This window comes from Saccharothrix sp. S26 (assembly GCF_021390395.1).
Taxonomy (GTDB): Bacteria; Actinomycetota; Actinomycetes; order Mycobacteriales; family Pseudonocardiaceae; genus Actinosynnema.
In genome coordinates, this window is record NZ_JAJUWT010000003.1 from 62258 (window position 1) to 82160 (window position 19903).

The window sequence follows — 19903 nt, forward strand, 5'->3', positions numbered from 1 at the left end:
CCCTGGGCACGCCCCGGGGCGCGTTCGTCGTGTGATCGCAAAAGGATTGGTGAGAACGGTGCCGACCGGCAAGGTCAAGTGGTACGACTCGGAGAAGGGCTTCGGCTTCGTCACACAGGACGGCGGCGAAGACGTCTACGTGCGGAAATCCGCGCTGCCTCCGGGTGTCGAGGGCTTGAAGGCCGGTCAGCGGATCGAGTTCGGCATGGCCGAGGGCAGGCGCGGGCCGCAGGCGCTGTCGGTCCGGCTGATCGACCCTGCGCCGTCGGTCGCGGAGGCCCGGCGTCGGCCCGCGGAGGAGTTGCACGGCTTGATCGAGGACATGATCAAGCTGTTGGAGGTCAAGGTGCAGCCCGAGCTGCGGCGGGGGCGGTACCCGGATCGGAAGAACACGAAGTTGATCGCTGAGGTGGTTCGGGCGGTGGCGCGGGAGTTGGATCCGTAAAGGGCGGTGGTTGAGCCCGGCTCGGTGGTTCGGTCCGGGCGGCTCGGTGGTCCAGTCCGGCTCGATTTGACATGGGGCCCGTACGGGCACTCCAGGCAGGCCAAAGCCGGCAGGCCCGGCGGGGAAGAGCGTCCCGCCAGGCCTGCCGGCTTCGACCAGCCTAAAGCACCCCAACCCATGTCAAATCGGGCCTCGGTGGGTGCGCTGCGGGTCCGTTGTGGCTGAGTTTTGGGTGATGAGGTGGGGTTAGTTGGTGGTGCGGTCGTCGATGGAGAGGATCCAGGTTCCCCTGGCGACGAAGTCGAACGCGCCCGTGCTGCTGGCCTCGATGCGTGCGCCGTATTGCTGGACCTCGACGCTTTCGAGCTGGTCGTCGGGGTTGGGCAGGAGCAGGGTGTAGGCGTACTTGGGGTCGCGTTCGGTGAACAGCTTGCTGCGCAGTGGTTCTTGGGGTTCGCCCTTGGCGTTGCGGTAGGTGAACTTGACCGACCAGGCGGTGTCGGCCAGGTCGCCCGGCACCGAGATCTGGACCGGTTTGCCGGGGCGCACGCGCAGGACGCCGACGGCGTCCGGGTCGACGTCGCAGTTCTCCGACTGCAGGTCGCAGTACTGGGACGGCTTGACGTTGATCGCCTCGCCGTCGGCGTAGAAGGTCACCTCGGGGTCGGTGGGTGTCGCCGCGCAGCCGGTCAGGAGCACCAGCAGCGACGCGGGGATCAGGACTCGGCGCACGGCGACCGAGCCTACGTGCCCGCCCCCGGCACGACGGGCGCGGGCCGCAGTGGGCGGTCGCCGCCCAGGCCCGGGATCAGGGTCGTGCCGCGCTTGGTCTGGATGGTCTGCGCCAGGCCGATGGCCAGCAGGACCGCCAGGACGGTGAAGCCGATCCAGTACTCGGTCGGCAGCAGGACGCCCAGGGCGCCGCCGAAGACCCAGCCCAGTTGCAGGATCGTCTCCGACCGGCCGAACGCCGAGGCGCGGGACTCGTCGGGGACGTCGTTCTGGATGACCGCGTCCAACGACACCTTGGCCAGCGAGCTGGCGGTGGCGCCGATGAGGCCCACGGCGGCGGCGGTGGCCAGGCCGGGGAGGACGGCGGCCAGGACCACGGTGGCCAGGGCGGCGGTGAGGCAGCCGATGACGACCTGGTCCGGTGAACCGAACTGCAGGCGTGCACCCACGGCGTTGCCGAGGAAGCTGCCGATGCCCGCGGCGGCGGCGATGACGCCCAGCAGGAGCACCTGCATGAGCGGGTCGCCCTCGGTCTGGGCGCGGACGACGAAGGCGGCGAACAGCATCAGGAAGCCGGTGAGCATCCGGATCGCGCCGTTGCCCCACAGGGCGACCACGACGGCGCGGCCCAGGGCCTGCCGCTTGGGCTTGTGCGGCTTGGCGCGCAGCGAGGTGGGGACCTCGCCCTCGGTGACCTCGACCCACGAGGGGATGCGCAGGCAGTAGTAGGCGTTGGCCAGGCAGAGGGCGGCGGTGAACCAGAGGGCTCCCGGGGAGCCGAAGAGGTTCGCGAAACCGGCGGCGACCGCGCCGAACACGCCGCCGGCGGCCAGACCGAACACGGTCATGCGGGCGTTGGTCTTGGAGAGCGTGATCTCGCGTGGCAGGACGCGGGGTGTGATGGCGGCCTTGAGGACGGTGAACGACTTCGACAGGACCATGCTGCCCAGCGCGGCCGGGTACAGGCCCCAGTTGTCGAAGTTCAGCGCCATCACGATGGACAGGAAGACGCGGATGACGCAGGACGCGGCCAGCGCCATCCGCCTGCCGTGCTGGATGCGGTCCAGCGCGGGGCCGATGACCGGGGCCACCAGTGCGAACGGCGCGACGGTGATCAGCAGGTAGAGCGCGACCTTGCCGCGGCTCTCGCCGGTGGCGGCGGAGAAGAACAGGGTGTTGGCCAGCGCGACCGCCATGGCCGCGTCGGCCGCGTAGTTCAGCATCACCGCGTAGGTGAGGGACGACAGGCCGGACTGCTTCGCGCCGTCGGCGTGCGCGGCCCGGCGGAACAGGGCCAGCGCCTGGCCGCTGAGCTGGCGGACGCGGAACCACGCCACGCGGGTGACGGTCAGCTTCTTCGGCAGCGTCGGCACGGTCGGCTTGTCGTCCGGCGGCGGGGCGAAGCGGGCCGACTCGCGGTGCTCGCGCGGTGGTGGCGGCGGCCGGTGGCCGGGCGGGTCGGGGGGCGGCGGAGCGCCCGGGGTCGGGTACGGCCGGGTGCGCGGCTTGTACTCGTCGTCCTCCCACGGGTACCGCCGCGACTGGTCTTCCGGCCGAGGGGGTGTCACGCCTCCAATCCTGCCTCACCCGGTGCGGGCTGTCTCACACATTGCCGCCGGTGAGCACGGTGGCGATCGTCTCGCCCGGGATGTCGGCGGTGGCGACGGCGGCCAGGCCGATCGCGCCCGCCGGCTCCAGCACGAGCCCCAGCGTCGTCCGTGCCAGCGCCATCGCCTCGCGGATCGCGTCGTCGGGCACCAGGAGCATGTCGTCCACCAGGGCCCGCAGCCTCGGGATGGCCGCCGGCACGGGCACGCGGACGGCGATCCCGTCGGCGATGGTGTCGATGGGCGTGTCGGCCACCGGGCGGCCCGCCCAGGCACGGGCGACGGCCGGGGCGCCCTCCGCGCACACGCCCACGACCCGGGTGGTCGGGGAGTGCTCCTTGAGCCAGCGGGCCATGCCCGTGATCAGGGCGCCGTCGCCGACCGGGACGACGGCGGTGTCGATCGGGGTGCCGGCCCGGAGGAGTTCCACGGCGATGCTGCCCGCGCCCTCGGTGATGGCCACGTCACGGCCGTCCTCGACGAACACCGCGCCGGTGCGCTGGGCGTGCTCGCGGGCCGCGTCCTTGGCCCCGGTGAAGTCGCCCGGCACCTCCGTGACCGCCGCGCCGAGGGACTTCATCCGGCGCACCTTGTCGCGGACGGCCGACTCGGAGACGAACACCTCGACCGGGAAGCCGCGCCGGCGGCCCACGTAGGCCACGGCCTGGCCGAAGTTGCCCGCCGACGCGCACACCACCGGCCGGCCGGGCGGCAGCGTCGCGCCCATGAAGTCCGCGCCGCGGCCCTTGAAGCTGCGCAGCGGGTTCACCGTCTCGACCTTGATCAACACCCGGCGGCCCAGCGCGGCGCACAGCTGCTCGTCCACGTACTGCGGGGTGCCCCGGAAGACGGGGTCGATGGTCTCGGCGGCGCGGGCGATGTTGTCGAGGTCGATGTCCACCTGCCCGACCGTAGGTCACTACCGGGTGAACCGGACCCGGAAGATCGTCGGCCAGTTCTTGCCGGTGACCAGGAACTCGTCCGTGCCCGGCACGGCCGCGATGCCGTTGAGCACGTTCGAGGCCGGCACGTCCGGCGGGCGCAGGCCGCCGAGGTCCACGGCGGCGGTGACCTGGCCGTTCGCCGGGTCGATGCGCACCACCTCGTCGCTCTGCCAGATGTTGGCCCACACCTGGCCGTCCACGCACTCCAGCTCGTTCAGGCGGGTCACCGGCTGCCCGTCGCGGCGGACGGCGACCCGTCCCGTCTCGGCGAACGACGCCGGGTCGCGGAACGCCAGCTCGTCACTGCCGTCGCTCATCACCAGCCGGCCGCCGTCACGGCACAGACCCCAACCCTCACCCTCGTAGGTGACGCGTCTCACTTCTTCGAGCGTGTCCCGGTCGCGTTCGATGGCCACGCCGTCCTGCCACGTGAGCTGCCAGATCCGGTCGCCGACCACGGTGATGCCCTCGCCGAACAGCGGTTCCGGCAGGTCCACGCGGTGCTCCACCCGGCCGGTGACGGGGTCGAGGCGGCGCAGCGAGGACTGGCCTTCGAGCCCGGTGCCCTCGTAGAGGACGCCGTCGGACAGCTCCAAGCCCTGCGTGAACGCGCCCGGGTCGTGCGGCAACGTGCCCAGCACCTCGACCCGGGTCGGCCCCGGTACCGGACCGCTCGGAGGGGTGGCGCACGCCGCCGACAAGACGAGGACCGCCGCCATCATGAGCCACCGCACGTCCGAAAGGGTGGCACGTGTGCACGGGGCTGCGAAGACGTGCGGCACAATTCACCTGTGACCGCCACGCCGACCCGCCAGCCCGATCCCGCGCTCGCCGACACCGAGGCAGTCCAGCTCGCCCGAGCCGCCGCACAGGAGGAGGCGGGCGAGGAACGCATCGGCGCCCACGTGGGCACCGTCGCCGAGGACGAGGTGTCCGCGACGCACCTGTTCGAGGCCGAGCACGCGGGCTACCGCGGCTGGAACTGGGCCGTCACGGTCGCCTTCGCCGGACCCGGCACGCCGCTGTCGGTGAGCGAGGTCGTGCTCCTGCCCGGCGACGACGCGCTGGTCGCGCCCGAGTGGGTGCCGTGGCACGAGCGCGTGCGCGCCGGCGACCTCGGCGTCGGCGACCTGCTGCCCGCGCCCGAGGACGACCCGCGCCTCGCGCCGGGGTACGTCGCCTCCGACGACCCGGCCGTCGAGGAGGTCGCGCTGGAGGTCGGCCTCGGCCGCGTGCGCGTGCTGTCGCGCGAAGGCGTGCTCGACGCCGCCCAGCGCTGGCACACCGGCGACTTCGGGCCGCGCAGCGAGATGGCCCGCAGCGCGCCCGCCACCTGCGGCACGTGCGGCTTCTACACCCGCATCGCCGGATCGCTCGGCGCGGCCTTCGGGGTGTGCGCGAACGAGATGACCCCGGCCGACGGGCACGTCGTGCACGTGGAGTACGGGTGCGGCGCGCACTCCGAGGTCGAGGTCGAGGGCGGCCCGCTCGTGCCCGTCGCCGAGGTCGTCTACGACGACGCGGTGCTCGACGTGGAGGCCAACCCGGCTGCCGACGAGAGCGGGAAGTGAGCGCGGACCCGTTCGGCACCGAGGCGCTGCGCGAGTCGGTGCTGGCCGCGTGGCGCGGCTCGCCCACCCGGTTCCGCGAGGACGCCAACGCCGAAGAGGACCTCAGGCTCGGCGGGTACCGCGACCGGCTGCTGGTGGAGCTGGCGCAGAACGCGTCCGACGCGGCCGGTGACGCGCCCGGCGTGCTGCGGCTGACCCTGGTGGACGGCGAGCTGCGCGCGGCGAACACCGGCGCGCCCCTGGACGCGGCGGGCGTGGCGGCGCTGGCGTCGTTGCGCGCCTCCTCCAAGGCCGCGGACACCGTCGGCCAGTTCGGCGTGGGCTTCGCGGCCGTGCTCGCGGTGACGGACGAGCCGCGCGTCGTGTCGCGGTCCGGCTCCGTGGCGTTCTCCGCCGAGCGCACCCGCGAGGCGGTGCCGTCGCTGGCGTCCGCGCGCGGCGGCGACGTGCCCGTGCTGCGGCTGGTGTGGCCGTCCGACGAGACCGACCTGCCCGACGGGTTCGACACCGAGGTCCGGCTGCCGCTGAAGGTGCACGCGGACGGGCTGCTGGCCGAGTTCGCGGCCCAGGTGCCCGACCTGCTGCTGGCGCTGCCCGGCTTGCGGCGGGTCGAGGTCGGCGCGGACGCGTGGGAGCGGTCCGAGGCCGACGGCGTCGTCGTGCTGACCGGGCCCGGCGGGGCGCAGCGGTGGCTGGTGCACCGCGTCGGCGGCGAACTGCCCGCGTCGCTCGTGGCGGGCGTCGAGTCGCGGCCGCAGTGGTCGGTGTGCTGGGCGTGGCCCATGGACGAGCCGCTGTCCGGCGACGTGCTGCACGCGCCCACGCCCACCGACGAGAAGCTGTCGCTGCCCGCGCGGCTGATCGCGACCCTGCCGGTGGAGCCGTCGCGGCGGCGCGTGCTGGCGGGTGCGGCGGCGTCGTTCGTGCTGGAGCAGGCCGCCCTGGCGTACCCGGACCTGGTCGTGAAGCTGCCCGCCGTCGAGCGCACGTCGCTCGTGCCGCTGCCCGGGTTCCCACTGTCCGAAGTGGACGACCGGTTGTGGACCGGGATCCTCCGCGCCCTGCGCGACGCGCCCTGGCTGCCCGGCGCGGACGGCGAGTGGCTCGCGCCGACGACCGCGAAGGTGCTCGACCTGGCGTCGTTCGAGCTGGTCGAGCTGCTGGAGGACGTGGTACCGGGCCTGCTCGACCACGAACTGACCCTGCCGCCGCACGCGAAGGCGTTGGCCGCGCTGGAAGTGCCGCGAATGGGTGTGTCCGAAGTGGTCGCCGCGCTGGCCGGGGTCGGCGGCGACCCGACGTGGTGGCACCAGGTGTACGACGCGCTCGCACCCGTCGCGGACGTCGACTCCACCGCCCGCGAGGAGCTGGGCAGCCTGCCCGTGCCGCTGGTGGACGGGCGGCTGGTGAGCAGCCCGCGCGGGGTGCTGGTGGGCACCGACACGGACCTGTTCTCGGTGCCCGGCCTGCGGATCGCGCACCCCGAGGCGGCGCACCCGCTGCTGCTGCGGCTGGGCGCGACCGAGGCGGGCCCGGCCGAGCTGCTCGACTCCGACGCCGTGCGCGAAGCCGTGCACCGCAGCCTCGACGACCCCGCGTTGGACGGCCCGGAGCTGGTGCGGACCGTGCTGCGGCTCGTGTCGCGGGCCGGCGGGCGACCGTGGCTGGCCGAGCTGGCGCTGCCGTCGGCGGACGGCGAGTGGCGGCGCGCCGACGAACTCGTGCTGCCCGACTCGGCGCTGCTGGCGGTGCTGGAGCCCGACGCGCCGTTCGGCGTGCTGGACGCCTCGCTCGCGGCGGACTGGCCGCGGTCCGTGCTGACCGACGTCGGCGTGATCGACGGGTTCACCGTGGTCGAGGACGACTCGCCCACCGAACCCGACCACGACCTCGCCGACGAGGGCTACTGGTGGGACGCGTTCGACGTGCCGCCCACGCGGGTGCTGGGCATCCGCGACCTGGACCTGGTCGCGCGCGACAAGTGGCCGCAGGCGCTGGCGATGATGGCCGCCGACCCGGTGGCGTGGCGCGCGGTGACCGAGCCGGACGGGTACACGGGCTGGTGGCTGGCCCGATACGCGACGATCGACGGCGAGCCGCTCGGGTCGTGGCGACTGCCCGACGCCGACGGGCTGGAGGGTTTGTACGACGTCGTGCCGTCGGTCGACGTGCCGCCGCACGTGCTGGCGGCGGCCGGTGTGCGCACGTCGTTGAGCGTGGTGGACTCGGACGACGTGACCGACCTGATCGCCCGGCTCGGTGACCCGGCGCGCAAGCTGTCCGATGCGTTGGTGCTGCGCGTGCACGGCCTGCTGGCGGAGGTCGCGGACTCGGTGAGCGTCGAGCCGCCGGACCGGGTGCGCGCGCTGACCGGCACCGCCGAACCGGCCGACGACGTGCTCGTGCTGGACCTGCCGTGGCTGCTCGGCGTCCTGCCGCCCGCCCAGGTGCTGGCCTCGTCCGGCTCGGCGGCGGAACTGGCCGAGCTCTTGGCGCTGCCGTTGGCGTCGGAGGAAGTCTCCGGGGCCGTGGTCGGCGAGGGTGACGAGGTGATCTGGTCGGAGCTGGGCGCGGTGCGGCTGGCGTGCGACCTGTTGGGCGTGGAGCTGCCGTCGGGTTCGCTGATCGTGCACGATGATCTGGTGGTGGCGGCCGAGGGCGCTGAGCACTCGGTGTCGTGGTGGGTCGACGGTGACGTCGTCCATGCCGCCGACACCCCCGAAGGCCTGGCCCGTGCGCTGGCGTGGACCACCGGCCGGTGGGATGATCGACACACGTTCGCCGCCCTGATCGCCGACCCGACCCCCGCAGTGCTCCTGGGCTGACCCTCACCTGGCCTTGTCCCGGGCCCTGGCCCGCCGCAAGATCACCCGATCGTGCAAGCGCCTCCGGGGATGAATGGAAATCCGGGATTTGTTGCCGGAAAAGAGGGAGGCGCGGCGCCCCGGCCCCCAGTGTCCGCCGAGAGGTGCCACCGAGCCCGGTGCTGCGCCGTGACGCTGGTGTCGAGCCGAGCAGGGTGCCGGGCTGAGGAGGGGGCCAGGCTGAGGAGGGCGCGGGCCGGAGCGGGCTGGGCGTCGGCCGAGGGCCCGTGGTGGCCGACGACCGGTCGTGGGGCTGGCCGGGCAGGACTGGCCGACGGCCGCTGGCCTCGGCCGAGGGCTGCCGGGCCGTTGGTGGTCGGGCCGTTGGTGGCCGGGCCGCTGGTGGCCGGGGCGGTGATGGTCGCGGGTGTCCCGGGCTGTCCGTGATCGCGGGTGCGTGGTGGCGGGTGCCCGGTGTGCGGTGGTGAGTGCGCGCGTGGTGGCGAGGGTTGGCCGGTGAGTGTGAGTGTCGGGCCAGTGGCTGTGAAGGGCTGCGGAGGGCGCGCGGACTGTCGGTGGGACTGTCGGTGGGACTGGCGGTGGGACTGGCGGCGGGGCTGAGGGCTGGTCGCCGGGTGCTGGCCGGTGGTCGTCGCGCCGGTCGTCGCTGGTGGCGTTCGGCAGGTAGCTGGCTGGCGGGCGGGCGGCGCGGGGTTTTGGGTGGGTGCCGATTGGGTGGGTGCCGGCCGGCCGGCTGGGTGGGGTGGGGGGTTATTCCAGGCCCTGGCCGTGTTGGGCGGTGCGGCTGCCGCGGCGGGCGGCGGAGCGTTGCCAGGTGAAGATGCCGTAGCCGATGATGCCCAGCACGCCGCCGGACAGGCACGTCCACAGCAGGACGGTGTGGTCGCGGGCGAACAGCAGGACGACGACCAGCGCGAGCACCCACAGGGCTGTGCCGACCACGATCGCGGGCATCGGGTCGGCCAGTTTCGCCGGCAGCGGGGGCGGTGGTGGGAGGGGTGTTGCGTCCTGTTCGGCCACGTGCGGCAGGCTACCTGCCCGCAACACCGGTAGGGCACGCTCTGCCCTGCTCGAGCACGACGGATCAGCACCGAGGAGACCAGATGGCGACCGCCGAGACACCCGCCACGCAGACACCGCCGCCGGGCGGGCCCGGCCGTTCCAAGTTGGACGGGTTCTTCAAGATCTCCGAACGCGGCTCGTCGGTCGGGCGGGAGGTGCGCGGCGGGCTCGTCACCTTCGTGACCATGGCCTACATCGTCGTGCTGAACCCGCTGATCCTGGGCAGCTTCGCCGCCGACGCCCCCGGCGCGAAGGTCGACGTGCTCGGCAACATCCTCACCGTCCCGCAGGTCGCGGCGGTGACGGCGTTGGTGGCCGGGGTCATGACGATCCTGTTCGGACTCGTCGCCAACTACCCGTTCGCGCTGGCCACCGGCCTGGGCATCAACTCGTTCGTGGCCGTCACGATGGTGCCGCAGATGTCGTGGCCCGAAGCGATGGGCCTGGTCGTGGTGAACGGCCTCGTGGTGCTCCTGCTGGTCGTCACGGGCGTCCGCACGGCCGTGTTCAACGCGGTGCCGGCGGAGCTCAAGGCGGCCATCGCGGTCGGCATCGGGTTGTTCATCTGCTTCATCGGCCTGGTCGACGCGGGCTTCGTGCGGCGGCTGCCGGACGCCGCGGGCACCACCGTGCCGGTCGGCCTGGGCATCAACGGGTCCATCGCGTCCTGGCCGACGTTCGTGTTCGTGGTCGGCCTGGTGGTCACCGGCATCCTCGTCGCGCGCAAGGTCAAGGGCGCGATCCTGATCGGCGTGCTGGCGGCGACCGTGCTGTCGATCGTGATCGAGGCGATCGTCAAGGCGGGCCCGTCGCAGGGCACCAACCCGACCGGGTGGAACCTCGGCTACCCGGCGTTGCCGGATCAGGTGTTCGGGCTGCCCGACCTCTCACTGCTGGGTGACGTGTCGTTCGGCGCGTGGACGCGGGTGCCCGCGCTGACCGCCGCGCTGCTGGTGTTCACGCTCGTGCTCACCGACTTCTTCGACACCGTCGGCACGATGACGGGCCTCGGCAAGGAGGCCGGCCTGATCGGCAAGGACGGCCAGTTGCCGGGCGTGTCGAAGGCGTTGTTCGTCGACGGCCTGGGCGCGGTCGCGGGTGGGGCGGCGTCCTCGTCGTCCAACACCGTTTACATCGAGTCGGCGTCCGGCATCGCCGAGGGTGCGCGGACCGGGTTGGCCAACATCGTCACCGGCCTGCTGTTCCTCGCCGCGATGTTCCTCACCCCGCTGTACGCGGTGGTGCCGATCGAGGCCGCCGCGCCCGCGCTGGTGGTCGTCGGCGCGCTGATGATCATGCAGATCAAGGAGATCGACTTCGCGGACTTCTCGGTCGGCCTGCCCGCGTTCCTCACCATCGTGATCATGCCGTTCACGTACTCGATCGCGAACGGCATCGGCGCGGGCTTCGTCAGCTACGTGGTGCTGCGGGCGCTCACCGGGCGTGCGCGCAGCGTGCACCCGCTGATGTGGGTCGTGGCGGCGGCGTTCGTCGTCTACTTCGCGATCGGCCCCATCCAGGCCGTTCTCGCCGGCTGAGATGGGCAAGTTCACACGACGGGCGCAGAGATCGTGAGGTATGCTAACTACGTGACGGAGACCGAGGCTGAGGCGGGACTGGCGAGTCGGTTGCGGCTGGCCGTCGTCCGGCTCAACCGCAGGCTCCGCGCGCAGCGGGTGAACTCCGCGATCTCGCTCACCCAGGTGTCCGCGCTGTCGACGCTGCACAAGTGCGGGCCCCTGACGCCGGGCGAGCTGGCCGCCAAGGAAGGCGTCCAGCCCCCGTCGATGACCAGGGTGATCGCGGCCCTGGAGGAGTTCGGGTTCGCCACGCGCCGCCCCCACCCCACCGACGGCCGCCAGGCCATCGTGGAGCTGAGCGAGGCGGGGCTGAGCTACATCAACGAAGAGGTGTCCGCGCGCGAGGCCTGGCTGGACAAGCGGCTGGCGGAGCTGACACCGGAGGACCGGGGCGTGCTGTCGCGCGCCGCCGAGATAATCGACAGGATGGCGGGGCAGTAACGAAGTGCCGGCGTACGCGGGTGGTGCAGAGACAGACCAGGTCGAACGCAACCCAGCCGCACCCCCGCCACGCCGGCGCATGTTCGGCTCCCTGCGCGTGCGCAACTACCGGCTCTACGCGTCCGGCCAGGTCGTCTCGCTGGTCGGGCTGTGGATGCAGCGCGTCGCCCAGGACTGGCTCGTGCTGGAGCTGTCCGACGGCTCCCCGGTCGCGCTCGGCATCGCCGCCGCCCTCCAGTTCGCGCCCACGCTGCTGCTGTCGTTGTGGGCGGGCGTGCTCGCCGACCGGATGGACAAGCGCAAGCTGCTGCTCGTGCTGGAGACCGGGCTCGGGCTCTGCGCGCTGACGCTGGGCCTGCTCGACGTCACCGGCGTGGTGCAGCTGTGGCACGTCTACCTGCTGTGCCTGCTGCTCGGCGCGGTGTCGGCGGTGGAGACGCCGGTGCGGCAGAGCTTCGTGGTGGAGATGGTCGGCCGCGACCAGCTCACCAACGCGGTGGCGTTGAACGCGATGACGTTCAACCTGGCCCGCATGGTCGGACCGGCCGTGGCCGGGGTGATGATCATCGTGGTCGGCACCGGCTGGGTGTTCCTGATCAACGCGGTCAGCTTCGTCGGCGTGCTGGCCGGGTTGCTGCTGATGCGCGCCTCGGAGCTGCACCGCGGCGACCCCGTGCCGCGCGAGAAGGGCCAGCTGCGGGAGGGCCTGCGGTACGTGCGCAAGCGCCCCGACCTGGTGATCCTGCTGTTCCTGGTGTTCTTCATCAGCACGTTCGGGCTGAACTTCTACGTCACGCTGGCCGTGCTGGCGCGCAACACGTTCGGCGGTGACGCCGACGCCTACGGCCTGCTGTCGACCATGCTGGCGGTCGGCACGCTGGCCGGTGCGACGCTGGCGGCGAAGCGCAGCGCGAACGGCAAGCCCCGGCTGCGGCTGCTGATCATCGGCGCGCTGGCGTTCGGCGTGCTGGAGATCGTCGCCGGGATCATGCCCTCGATCTGGCTGACGTGCGCCGCCCTGATCCCGCTCGGCATCGCCATGATGACGTTCACGACGACCGCCAACGCGACCGTGCAGTTGGCCGTGTCGCCCGCCATGCGCGGTCGGGTCATGGGCCTGTACATGCTGGTGTTCCTGGGCGGCAACCCGGTGGGCGGCCCGGTGATGGGCTGGCTGGCGGAGCACTTCACGGCACGCGCGCCGCTGGTCGTGGGTGGTGCGGTGTCGATCCTGGCGGCCGTCGTCGGCGGGGTCGTGCTGGCCCGGCGGGGCGGTCTGAAGCTGCCGACGCACCGCCTGGGCCTGCGCCGCCGCGCCCGCGCCTGAGGCGCCCGACAATGGGCGCGTGGTCATCGCAACGGACTGGGTCCGGCTGCTCGTCGTCTGCCTGATCTTCACCGCCGTCGCGGCCGCGGTGCTCTGGTGGGCGCGGCTGGCCTCGCCCCGGCCGGTGGTCCGCGCGGCGCTGCGGGCGACCGCGCAACTGGCCGCGGTGTCGGCCGTGATCACGGTGGTGCTGGCGTCACTGCCGCTGACGGCGGCGTTCCTGGTGCTGATGGCCGGTGTGGCGACGGGGACGTCCGCGGCCCGCACGAAGACCGGCCGACGCGGGGTGTGGGTGGGCGCGGCGATCCTCGGCGGCACCGTGCCCGCGCTGGCCGCGCTGGTGGTGAGTGGCCTGGTGCCGCTGCGGGGCATCGCGCTGGTGCCCGTCGGGGGCATCCTGATCGGTGGTGCGATGACGGCGACGACGTTGTCCGTGCGGCGGGCGCTGGACACGTTGCGCGACCGGCACGGCGAGTTCGAGGCGGCGCTGGCGCTGGGGTTCACCGAGCCGGTGGCGGTGCGCGAACTGGTGCGGCGGCCGGCGGCCGAGGCGTTGGTCCCGGCGTTGGACCAGACCCGCACGGTCGGCCTGGTCACGTTGCCCGGCGCGTTCGTCGGGATGCTGCTGGGCGGCGCGCCGGTGTGGCAGGCGGGAGCCTTGCAGTTGGTCGTGCTGCTGGGGTTGTTGGCGGTGGAGGCGGTGGCGATCGCGGTGGTCGTGGAGCTGGTCGCGCGCGGGCTCGTGCGCAGGGCTGGTGCCGTGGGGGAAGTTAGGCTAACCTAAGTCTCGTCGCTTCGTGGTGGGAGCGGCAGTCAGTTCGGGAACAGACGAGGCCCCGCCTCCCGGTCGTACCGCCGGAGGCGGGGCCTCGTCGTGCCCGGCGGCGAAACTCGCGTGCCGGCGCGGGGTGCGCGTGTCACGATCGGGCGGTGTTGACAGCCAGGAACGTCACGCTGTCGTTCGGCCCGCGGACCGTGCTCTCGGAGGTGGACCTCGATGTCCCCGAAGGCGAACGCGTAGGGCTCGTCGCGCCGAACGGCGCGGGCAAGTCGACGTTGCTGCGCGTGCTGGCCGGCGAGCTGACCCCGGACTCCGGCACGGTCGTCGCGCGCGGGCTCGTCGCCCACCTCACCCAGGAGACCGAGATCCGGCCGGGGGAGTCGGTGCGCGAGCACCTGGCGCGGCGCACGGGCGTGGCGGCGGCGGAGCGGGCGTTCGAGGCGGCGACCAAGGCGTTGAGCGAGGGCGCGCCCGGCGCGGAGGACGCCTACGCGCGGGCGTTCGACGCGTGGACGGCGGCCGGCGCGGCGGACTTCGCCGAACGCGCCGACGAGGTGTGCGAACGGCTCGGGCTGCCGGCGACCCTGCTCGACGAGCGCGGGTCGGGCGAGCTGTCCGGCGGGCAGTCGGCGCGGCTGCGGCTGGCGTCCGTGCTGCTGACGACGGCCGACGTGCTGCTGCTCGACGAGCCGACCAACGACCTCGACCTGGCCGGGCTGGAGGTCCTGGAGTCGCACGTGCTGCGCAGCCGTGCCGGGATGGTGCTGGTCAGCCACGACCGCGAGTTCCTGGCCCGCACCGCGACCCGGATCGCCGAGCTGGACGAGTTCAGCCACCGGGTGAGCGTGTTCGGCGGCGGGTGGGACGCCTACGTGCAGGAGCAGGCCCGCGCGCGGCAGCGGGCGTGGGAGGAGTACGAGACCTACGCGGCACGGCGCGACGCGTTGACCGCGCGGGCCCGGCAGACGCGGGAGTGGTCGCGGCAGGGCGTGCGGCGCAACGCGAAGTCCGACGAGAGCGACAAGAACATCAAGGCCGCCCGCAAGCAGGGCGCGGAGAACCTGACCGCGAAAGCGTCCGTCGTGGACCGCCAGTTGGAGCGGCTGGAGGAGGTCGAGGAGCCGCGCGAGCCGTGGGAGCTGCGGTTGACGCTGCCCAGCGCGGGACGCGGCAGCGAGGTCGCGTTCACGTTGCGCGGTGCGGTGGTCAGCCGGGGTGACGTCACGCTCGGGCCGGTCGACCTGACCATCGGCGCGGGCGAGCGGTGGCGCATCGCGGGACCGAACGGGTCGGGCAAGTCGACGTTGCTGGGCGCGCTGCTCGGCCGGTTGCCGTTGGTGGCAGGCGATCGGAGCCAAGGTCCGGGGGTGGTGGTCGGCGAGGTCGACCAGGTGCGCGCGGACTTCGCCGTGCCGTCGTCGGTGCTGGAGGTCGTGACCGGCCTGACCGGGTTGGCGGAGGTGGAGGCGCGGACGCTGCTGGCGAAGTTCCGGGTGGGCGCGGACGCCGTGCTGCGGCCGGCGCGGTCGCTGTCGCCGGGTGAGCGCACGCGGGCGGGGTTGGCGGTGCTGCAAGCGCGCGGGACGACGTGCCTGGTGCTGGACGAGCCGACCAACCACCTCGACCTGGCGGCCATCGAGCAGGTGGAACGGGCGCTGGACGGTTACGGCGGCACGCTGCTGCTCGTCACCCACGACCGCAGGCTCGCGTCGGCGGTGGGGGTTGACCACACCTTGGACGTGCGGACCCTGGCAAGATAGGCGCATGGGCACCGAGGAGGACTGGCCGATCGAGCAGACGTGGTCACTGCGCAACACGCATTGGCACGCTTATGTGGAGCACACGTCCCTCGACCACGCCTCCCCGCGCTCGGAGCGGTTGGAGCGCACGCCGGAGGAAGTGCTGACCACGCCGACCGAGGTCGCCGCGTGGCTGGAGGTCAACCTGCGCAGCGCGACCAAGCCCGAGGAGGCCGGCAAGAAGCGCACCAAGGACGAGCGCGACTTCTCCGACTCCAACCGGGTGCACACGTCGCTGGCGTCGGCGGGCGAGAGCATCTACACCGGGGTGAAGGGCATGCTGACGTTGGCGGTCGAGGCCGTGACGCCGGACGAGTGCCGCAGCTCCCACGACGGCGCGGACGTGGCCCCGCTGAAGGCCGGACGTCGCCGCTGACCCGGCGCGAAGTGCCCCTGGGCCGAATGGGGCCCGGGTGAGACGCCCCACCGTCCCCACTCGGGCGAATCGGTGGTGCGGTCGAGACGCGTGCGTTGACTGCGGTGGCTTCCGCGGCCGATCGTGCAGCCATCGGCTTCTGGGAGCGCTCCCAGAGCGGGTGGTCACCGACCCGCACCCGGCCGCGTCACGAAGGAGACGAACCGTGCCCGCACGCAGCAAGTCCCGACCTCCCGTCCTGGTGGCCCTGGCCGCCGCGCTCCTCGCGCTGTCGGCGCTCGTCGTGGCCCAGCCCGCGTTCTCCGCCACCGCCCCGGGCCCGGCCGCCGCGACGCGGGTCATGCCGCTCGGCGACTCGATCACGGCCGGTCCCGGCTGCTGGCGCGCGTACCTCTGGGACCGCCTGCAGAAGACCGGCTACACCGGCGTCGACTTCGTCGGCACCCAGCCCGGCGGCGGGTGCTCGGTGCCGTTCGACGGCGACCACGAGGGCCACGGCGGCTACTCGGCCATCGGCATCGCCGAGCAGAACCAGTTGCCGGCGTGGCTGGACGCCACCCGGCCCGACATCGTCCTCATGCACCTGGGCACCAACGACATGTGGGGCAACTTCCGCCCCATCGAGTCCGTCATCGCCGCGTTCTCCAAGCTCGTGGACCAGATGCGGGCGAGCAACCCGGACATGAAGATCCTGGTCGCCAAGATCATCCCGATGAAGTGCCCCGAGTGCACCCACGTCGTGGCGCTCAACGAGGCCATCCCCGGCTGGGCGGCGGCCAAGACGACGGCGCGCTCGCCCATCACCGTGGTCGACCAGTGGACCGGCTTCGACACGACCACCGACACCGGTGACGGCGTGCACCCCAACGACGCCGGCTTCCGCAAGATGGCCGACCGCTGGTACCCGGCCCTGACGGCTGCCCTCGGCAACACCCCGACGACCACGACGACCACCACGACCACCACGACAACCACCACGACCACGACGACCGTCCCGCCTGTCGGCGCGTGCGCCGCGACCTATCGCGTCGCGAGCCAGTGGAACGGCGGCTACCAGGGCGAGGTGACCGTCCGCAACACCACGTCGACCGCGACGGCGAAGTGGACGGCCACGCTCACCTTCGCCAACGGCCAGCAGCTCACCCAGGTCTGGGGCGCCACCGCCACGCAGAGCGGACCGACCGTGACGGCACGGGACGCGGGCTGGAACGGGGCGCTGCCGGCAGGCGGTTCGGCCGCCTTCGGCTTCCTCGCCAACGGCACCGGCACGGCCGCCACGGTCAGTTGCACGACCGGCTGACCCGGCGCGGAGGTGTGACGGCCGTCACGGTCGGAGTTCGGTGAGCGTGTCGATCCGCGGCGCGGGCCGTTCGACCTTGGGGTGAACGGGGGCCGGAACAAGGGCCCGGACGACTGCCGAGGGAGACGGAACGATGAAGTACATGCTGATCATGCGCGCGACGGACGAGGCGCTCGCGAGCCTGGGCGAGATCGACTTCGGCGTGATGCTGGAGACGGTCGGCAAGTTCAACGACGAGCTGATCAGGGCCGGGGTGCTGGTCGCCGCCGAAGGGCTCGAGGACGCGGCGGAGGGCGTGGTGGTCGACTACTCGGCCGAGCCGCCCGTGGTGACCGACGGCCCGTACGGCGAGACGAAGGAGCTGTTCAACGGCTTCTACATCCTCAACGTGGCCTCCAAGGAGGAGGCGGTCGAGTGGGCGAAGCGGTTGCCGATCACGGGGGCCGGGTTCAAGACCGAGGTCCGGCGGGTGCCGTCGATCGACGAGTTCCCGCAGGACAACGAGTGGGTGCGCAAGGAGCGGGCGTGGCGGGAGGCCACCGGGCAGCTCTGAAGGCCACGGGCTGCCCGCCGCGCTCGCGAGGGCGCGGCGGGCAGCGGACGGCTACGGGCCCACCGGCCAGGTGTGGACCGGTTCGCCCGCGTGCGACAGCTCCACGTACCGGCCGAGCATGGCGCTCAGCGCGGCGTCGCGGTCCGCGCCCCGGTCCTCCAGCAGGGCGACCGTCTCGCGCTGCCACTGCGACCCCGTGCGCCGGGTCAGGCACCGCGCCTCGATCACGCCCAGGTAGCGCTCGCGCGCCTCGTCGGACACCCCGCACGCCTTCAGCCCCTCGTGCGCGAGCGGCAGGAGGCGGCGCAGCACCAGCTCGTCCGGCGGCACCCAGCCGATGCCGGGCCAGTACAACTGCGAGCCCATGCCGTGCCGCGAGCCGGCGTACAGGTTCTCCTCCGCCGCGTGGAACGACATCTGACTCCACAAAGGACGTTCCAAAGTGGTCAGTGCCCGCTGCGCGCCGTAGAAGAACGCCGCGTTGGCCATGGTGTCCAGCACCGTCGGCCCGGCCGGCAGCACGCGGTTCTCCACGCGCAGGTGCGGCACGCCGTCCACCACGTCGTACACCGGCCGGTTCCAGCGCCACACCGTGCCGTTGTGCAACCGCAGCTCGGTCAACGACGGCGTGCCGCCCGACCCGAGCACGTCCAGCGGGTCCTCGTCGCCGGTCTCCGGGAGCAGCGCCGGGAAGTACCGCACGTTCTCCTCGAACAGGTCGAAGATCGACGTGATCCACCGCTCGCCGAACCACACCCGCGGCCGGACGCCCTGGTTCTTCAGCTCCTGCGACCGGGTGTCGGTGGCCTGGAGGAACAGCGGGATGCGGGTCTCGTGCCACAGCGCCCGGCCGAGCAGGAACGGCGAGTTCGCCGCGATCGCCACCTGCACCCCGGCCAGCGCCTGCGCCGCGTTCCAGTGCGCCGCGAAGTCGTCCGGCGCCACCTGCAAGTGCAGCTGCACGGACGTGCAGGCCGCCTCGGGCATGATGGACTCGGCGTAGCTGGACAGCCGCTCGCCCGCCCGGCCCGGCATCGGCGCGCCCTCCATCGACAGCACGACCTCCTCGCCGCGCGCGGCCAGGATCTGGTCGTTCAACGTCGTGTACCGCGCCTGCTGCGACAGCCACCGCCGGTCGAAGTGCTCGTGCCGCAACGTCGGCAGCACCCCGATCATCACGATCGACGTGCCGGCGTCGTGCGCCTTCACGTCCGCCGACGCCAGCGTGGAGACCAGTTCCTTCTCCAGGTCGAGCGTCTCGTCGCCGGCCAGCTCGCGCGGCGGGACGTTGACCTCCAGGTTGTGCTGGCCCAGCTCCAGCGTGAACGACGGGTCGTCGATCTTCTCCAGCACCTCGGAATTGGCCATCGCGGGCCGACAGTCGTCGTCGACCAGGTTCAGCTCGATCTCCAGCCCCATCTGCTGCCTCGGGAAGGAAAAGCTCTCCTCCACCAGCATGGTTCCCAGCGCGTCCATGCACCGCTGCATGCGCTCGCGGTAGCGCTGGCGGTCCTCTCTGGTGAACGTCCGACTGGACACATCCGTACCCATGCCGCCTCCCAATCGGTAGGGCTGCTCCGGCGGGCTTAGCGGAGGCCAACCGTGACACAGCGAGCACCTGCCCGCCAGCGCCCAAATCGGTGCTCTCTGTCACATAGCGGTAACAATCAGCGAGAACGCGCTGGTGGTGGGCTTATAAGCGGGGCTTGCATTTTGCGAGGGATGTTCACCTCTCGCCTGGTGGGACACTGCACGCGTGATCGAGATAGACGACCCGGCGGACCCCCGGCTGGACGACTTCCGGGACCTGTCCACGGCCGACCGCCGACCCGACCGCCCCGGCGGGCGCGGCCTGGTGATCGCCGAGGGCGTGGTCGTCGTCGAACGGCTGCTGGACTCGCCCTACCCCGTGCGCGCGCTGCTCGGCGTGCGGCGGAAGGTGGAAGCCCTCGGCGACCTGCCCGCGCCCGCGTACGTGACGTCCGCCGAGGTCATGGCCGAGGTGGTCGGCTTCCACCTCAACCGGGGCGTGCTGGCCGCCGCCGACCGCGCGCCCCAGCCGGACGCGGCCGACCTCGTCGCCTCCTCGCGGCGGCTCGCGGTGCTGGAAGGCGTCGGCGACCACGAGAACCTGGGCTCGCTGTTCCGCAACGCCGCCGCGCTCGGCATCGACGGCGTGCTGCTCGGCCCGGGGTGCAGCGACCCGCTGTACCGGCGCAGCGTCCGCGTCTCGATGGGTCACGTGCTGCGGGTGCCGTTCGCGTCGATGCCGAACCTGACCGAAGGCTTCGACCTGCTGCGCCACAACGGTTTCACGGTGGCCGCGCTCACCCCGCGCGCCGACGCGCGCAACCTCGCCGACGCCGGGCTGCGCGGCCGCAAGGTCGCTGTGCTGCTCGGATCGGAGGGCCCGGGGCTGACCGAGGAGGCCATCGCGGCGGCCGACGTCGCCGTCCGGATCCCGATGGCGGAGGGCGTCGACTCGCTGAACGTGGCCACCGCCGCCGCGATCGCCTTCTACGCGATCGCCTGAACGCGCTACGTTCTCCCGAGCACGAGC

General features: G+C 72.6%; 18 protein-coding genes. 12 read left to right on the forward strand and 6 right to left on the reverse strand.

Annotation, left to right across the window (positions count from 1 at the left end; all coding sequences use genetic code 11):
- The first annotated feature begins 58 nt into the window (after positions 1 to 58).
- Positions 59 to 445 carry a cold-shock protein gene (locus tag LZG04_RS05140; protein ID WP_141979393.1) on the forward strand — a complete coding sequence of 129 codons (387 nt, stop codon included), beginning with the start codon at positions 59 to 61 and terminating at the stop codon, positions 443 to 445.
- A 246-nt stretch (positions 446 to 691) separates the two neighbouring features.
- Here the strand turns inward: LZG04_RS05140 and LZG04_RS05145 are convergent, their stop codons facing one another.
- The 4 genes from LZG04_RS05145 to LZG04_RS05160 are packed head-to-tail and all read right to left on the reverse strand — an operon-like array spanning position 692 to position 4450.
- Positions 692 to 1177: a DUF2771 family protein gene (locus LZG04_RS05145; protein WP_233813680.1), complete on the reverse strand. Its 486-nt coding sequence runs from the start codon at positions 1175 to 1177 to the stop codon at positions 692 to 694.
- A gap of 11 nt (positions 1178 to 1188) precedes the next feature.
- Positions 1189 to 2745, reverse strand: coding sequence for an MFS transporter (locus LZG04_RS05150; RefSeq protein WP_233813682.1), 1557 nt, complete (start codon positions 2743 to 2745; stop codon positions 1189 to 1191).
- Between the two features lie 34 nt (positions 2746 to 2779).
- Complete coding sequence (locus tag LZG04_RS05155) at positions 2780 to 3685, reverse strand: threonine/serine dehydratase (RefSeq protein WP_233813684.1); 906 nt, start codon at positions 3683 to 3685, stop codon at positions 2780 to 2782.
- Between the two features lie 18 nt (positions 3686 to 3703).
- Positions 3704 to 4450: a glutaminyl-peptide cyclotransferase gene (locus tag LZG04_RS05160; RefSeq protein WP_233814398.1), complete on the reverse strand. Its 747-nt coding sequence runs from the start codon at positions 4448 to 4450 to the stop codon at positions 3704 to 3706.
- A gap of 69 nt (positions 4451 to 4519) precedes the next feature.
- On the opposite strand from LZG04_RS05160, the gene LZG04_RS05165 reads away from it, so the two are divergent.
- Together LZG04_RS05165 and LZG04_RS05170 are read left to right on the forward strand one after the other, a co-directional pair.
- A complete protein-coding gene (locus tag LZG04_RS05165; protein WP_233813686.1) occupies positions 4520 to 5299 on the forward strand; it encodes a DUF3027 domain-containing protein in 780 nt (259 codons plus the stop codon).
- Positions 5296 to 8124: a sacsin N-terminal ATP-binding-like domain-containing protein gene (locus LZG04_RS05170; protein ID WP_233813688.1), complete on the forward strand. Its 2829-nt coding sequence runs from the start codon at positions 5296 to 5298 to the stop codon at positions 8122 to 8124. The genes LZG04_RS05165 and LZG04_RS05170 overlap by 4 nt, the downstream gene beginning before the upstream one ends.
- A gap of 750 nt (positions 8125 to 8874) precedes the next feature.
- Here the strand turns inward: LZG04_RS05170 and LZG04_RS05175 are convergent.
- The gene (locus LZG04_RS05175; RefSeq protein ID WP_308198962.1) at positions 8875 to 9144 is read right to left on the reverse strand and encodes a DUF2530 domain-containing protein; all 270 of its coding nucleotides are present in this window, start codon (positions 9142 to 9144) and stop codon (positions 8875 to 8877) included.
- Positions 9145 to 9227: 83 nt separating this feature from the next.
- Between LZG04_RS05175 and LZG04_RS05180 the strand changes: the two genes are divergently transcribed.
- From LZG04_RS05180 to LZG04_RS05215, 8 genes are all read left to right on the forward strand, one after another.
- Positions 9228 to 10724 (forward strand): NCS2 family permease, encoded by a 1497-nt coding sequence (locus LZG04_RS05180; protein ID WP_233813690.1) that lies wholly within the window; start codon positions 9228 to 9230, stop codon positions 10722 to 10724.
- A gap of 51 nt (positions 10725 to 10775) precedes the next feature.
- Complete coding sequence (locus LZG04_RS05185) at positions 10776 to 11207, forward strand: MarR family winged helix-turn-helix transcriptional regulator (protein ID WP_233813693.1); 432 nt, start codon at positions 10776 to 10778, stop codon at positions 11205 to 11207.
- Positions 11208 to 11286: 79 nt separating this feature from the next.
- Entirely contained in the window at positions 11287 to 12534 is a 1248-nt protein-coding gene (locus LZG04_RS05190) for an MFS transporter (protein WP_267935135.1), read from the forward strand.
- Between the two features lie 19 nt (positions 12535 to 12553).
- On the forward strand, positions 12554 to 13318 hold the full coding sequence (locus LZG04_RS05195; RefSeq protein ID WP_233813697.1) for an ABC transporter permease: 765 nt from the start codon (positions 12554 to 12556) through the stop codon (positions 13316 to 13318).
- A 146-nt stretch (positions 13319 to 13464) separates the two neighbouring features.
- Positions 13465 to 15075 (forward strand): ABC-F family ATP-binding cassette domain-containing protein, encoded by a 1611-nt coding sequence (locus LZG04_RS05200; RefSeq protein ID WP_233813699.1) that lies wholly within the window; start codon positions 13465 to 13467, stop codon positions 15073 to 15075.
- A gap of 4 nt (positions 15076 to 15079) precedes the next feature.
- On the forward strand, positions 15080 to 15490 hold the full coding sequence (locus LZG04_RS05205) for a hypothetical protein (RefSeq protein WP_073887904.1): 411 nt from the start codon (positions 15080 to 15082) through the stop codon (positions 15488 to 15490).
- A 205-nt stretch (positions 15491 to 15695) separates the two neighbouring features.
- Entirely contained in the window at positions 15696 to 16790 is a 1095-nt protein-coding gene (locus LZG04_RS05210) for a cellulose binding domain-containing protein (RefSeq protein WP_233813701.1), read from the forward strand.
- Positions 16791 to 16923: 133 nt separating this feature from the next.
- Entirely contained in the window at positions 16924 to 17343 is a 420-nt protein-coding gene (locus tag LZG04_RS05215; protein ID WP_233813703.1) for a YciI family protein, read from the forward strand.
- A gap of 51 nt (positions 17344 to 17394) precedes the next feature.
- Here the strand turns inward: LZG04_RS05215 and LZG04_RS05220 are convergent, their stop codons facing one another.
- Positions 17395 to 18894, reverse strand: a complete 1500-nt coding sequence (locus tag LZG04_RS05220; protein WP_233813705.1) for a glutamate-cysteine ligase family protein — start codon at positions 18892 to 18894, stop codon at positions 17395 to 17397.
- A gap of 205 nt (positions 18895 to 19099) precedes the next feature.
- Between LZG04_RS05220 and LZG04_RS05225 the strand changes: the two genes are divergently transcribed.
- Positions 19100 to 19876 carry an RNA methyltransferase gene (locus LZG04_RS05225; protein ID WP_308198964.1) on the forward strand — a complete coding sequence of 259 codons (777 nt, stop codon included), beginning with the start codon at positions 19100 to 19102 and terminating at the stop codon, positions 19874 to 19876.
- The last annotated feature ends 27 nt before the right edge of the window (positions 19877 to 19903 follow it).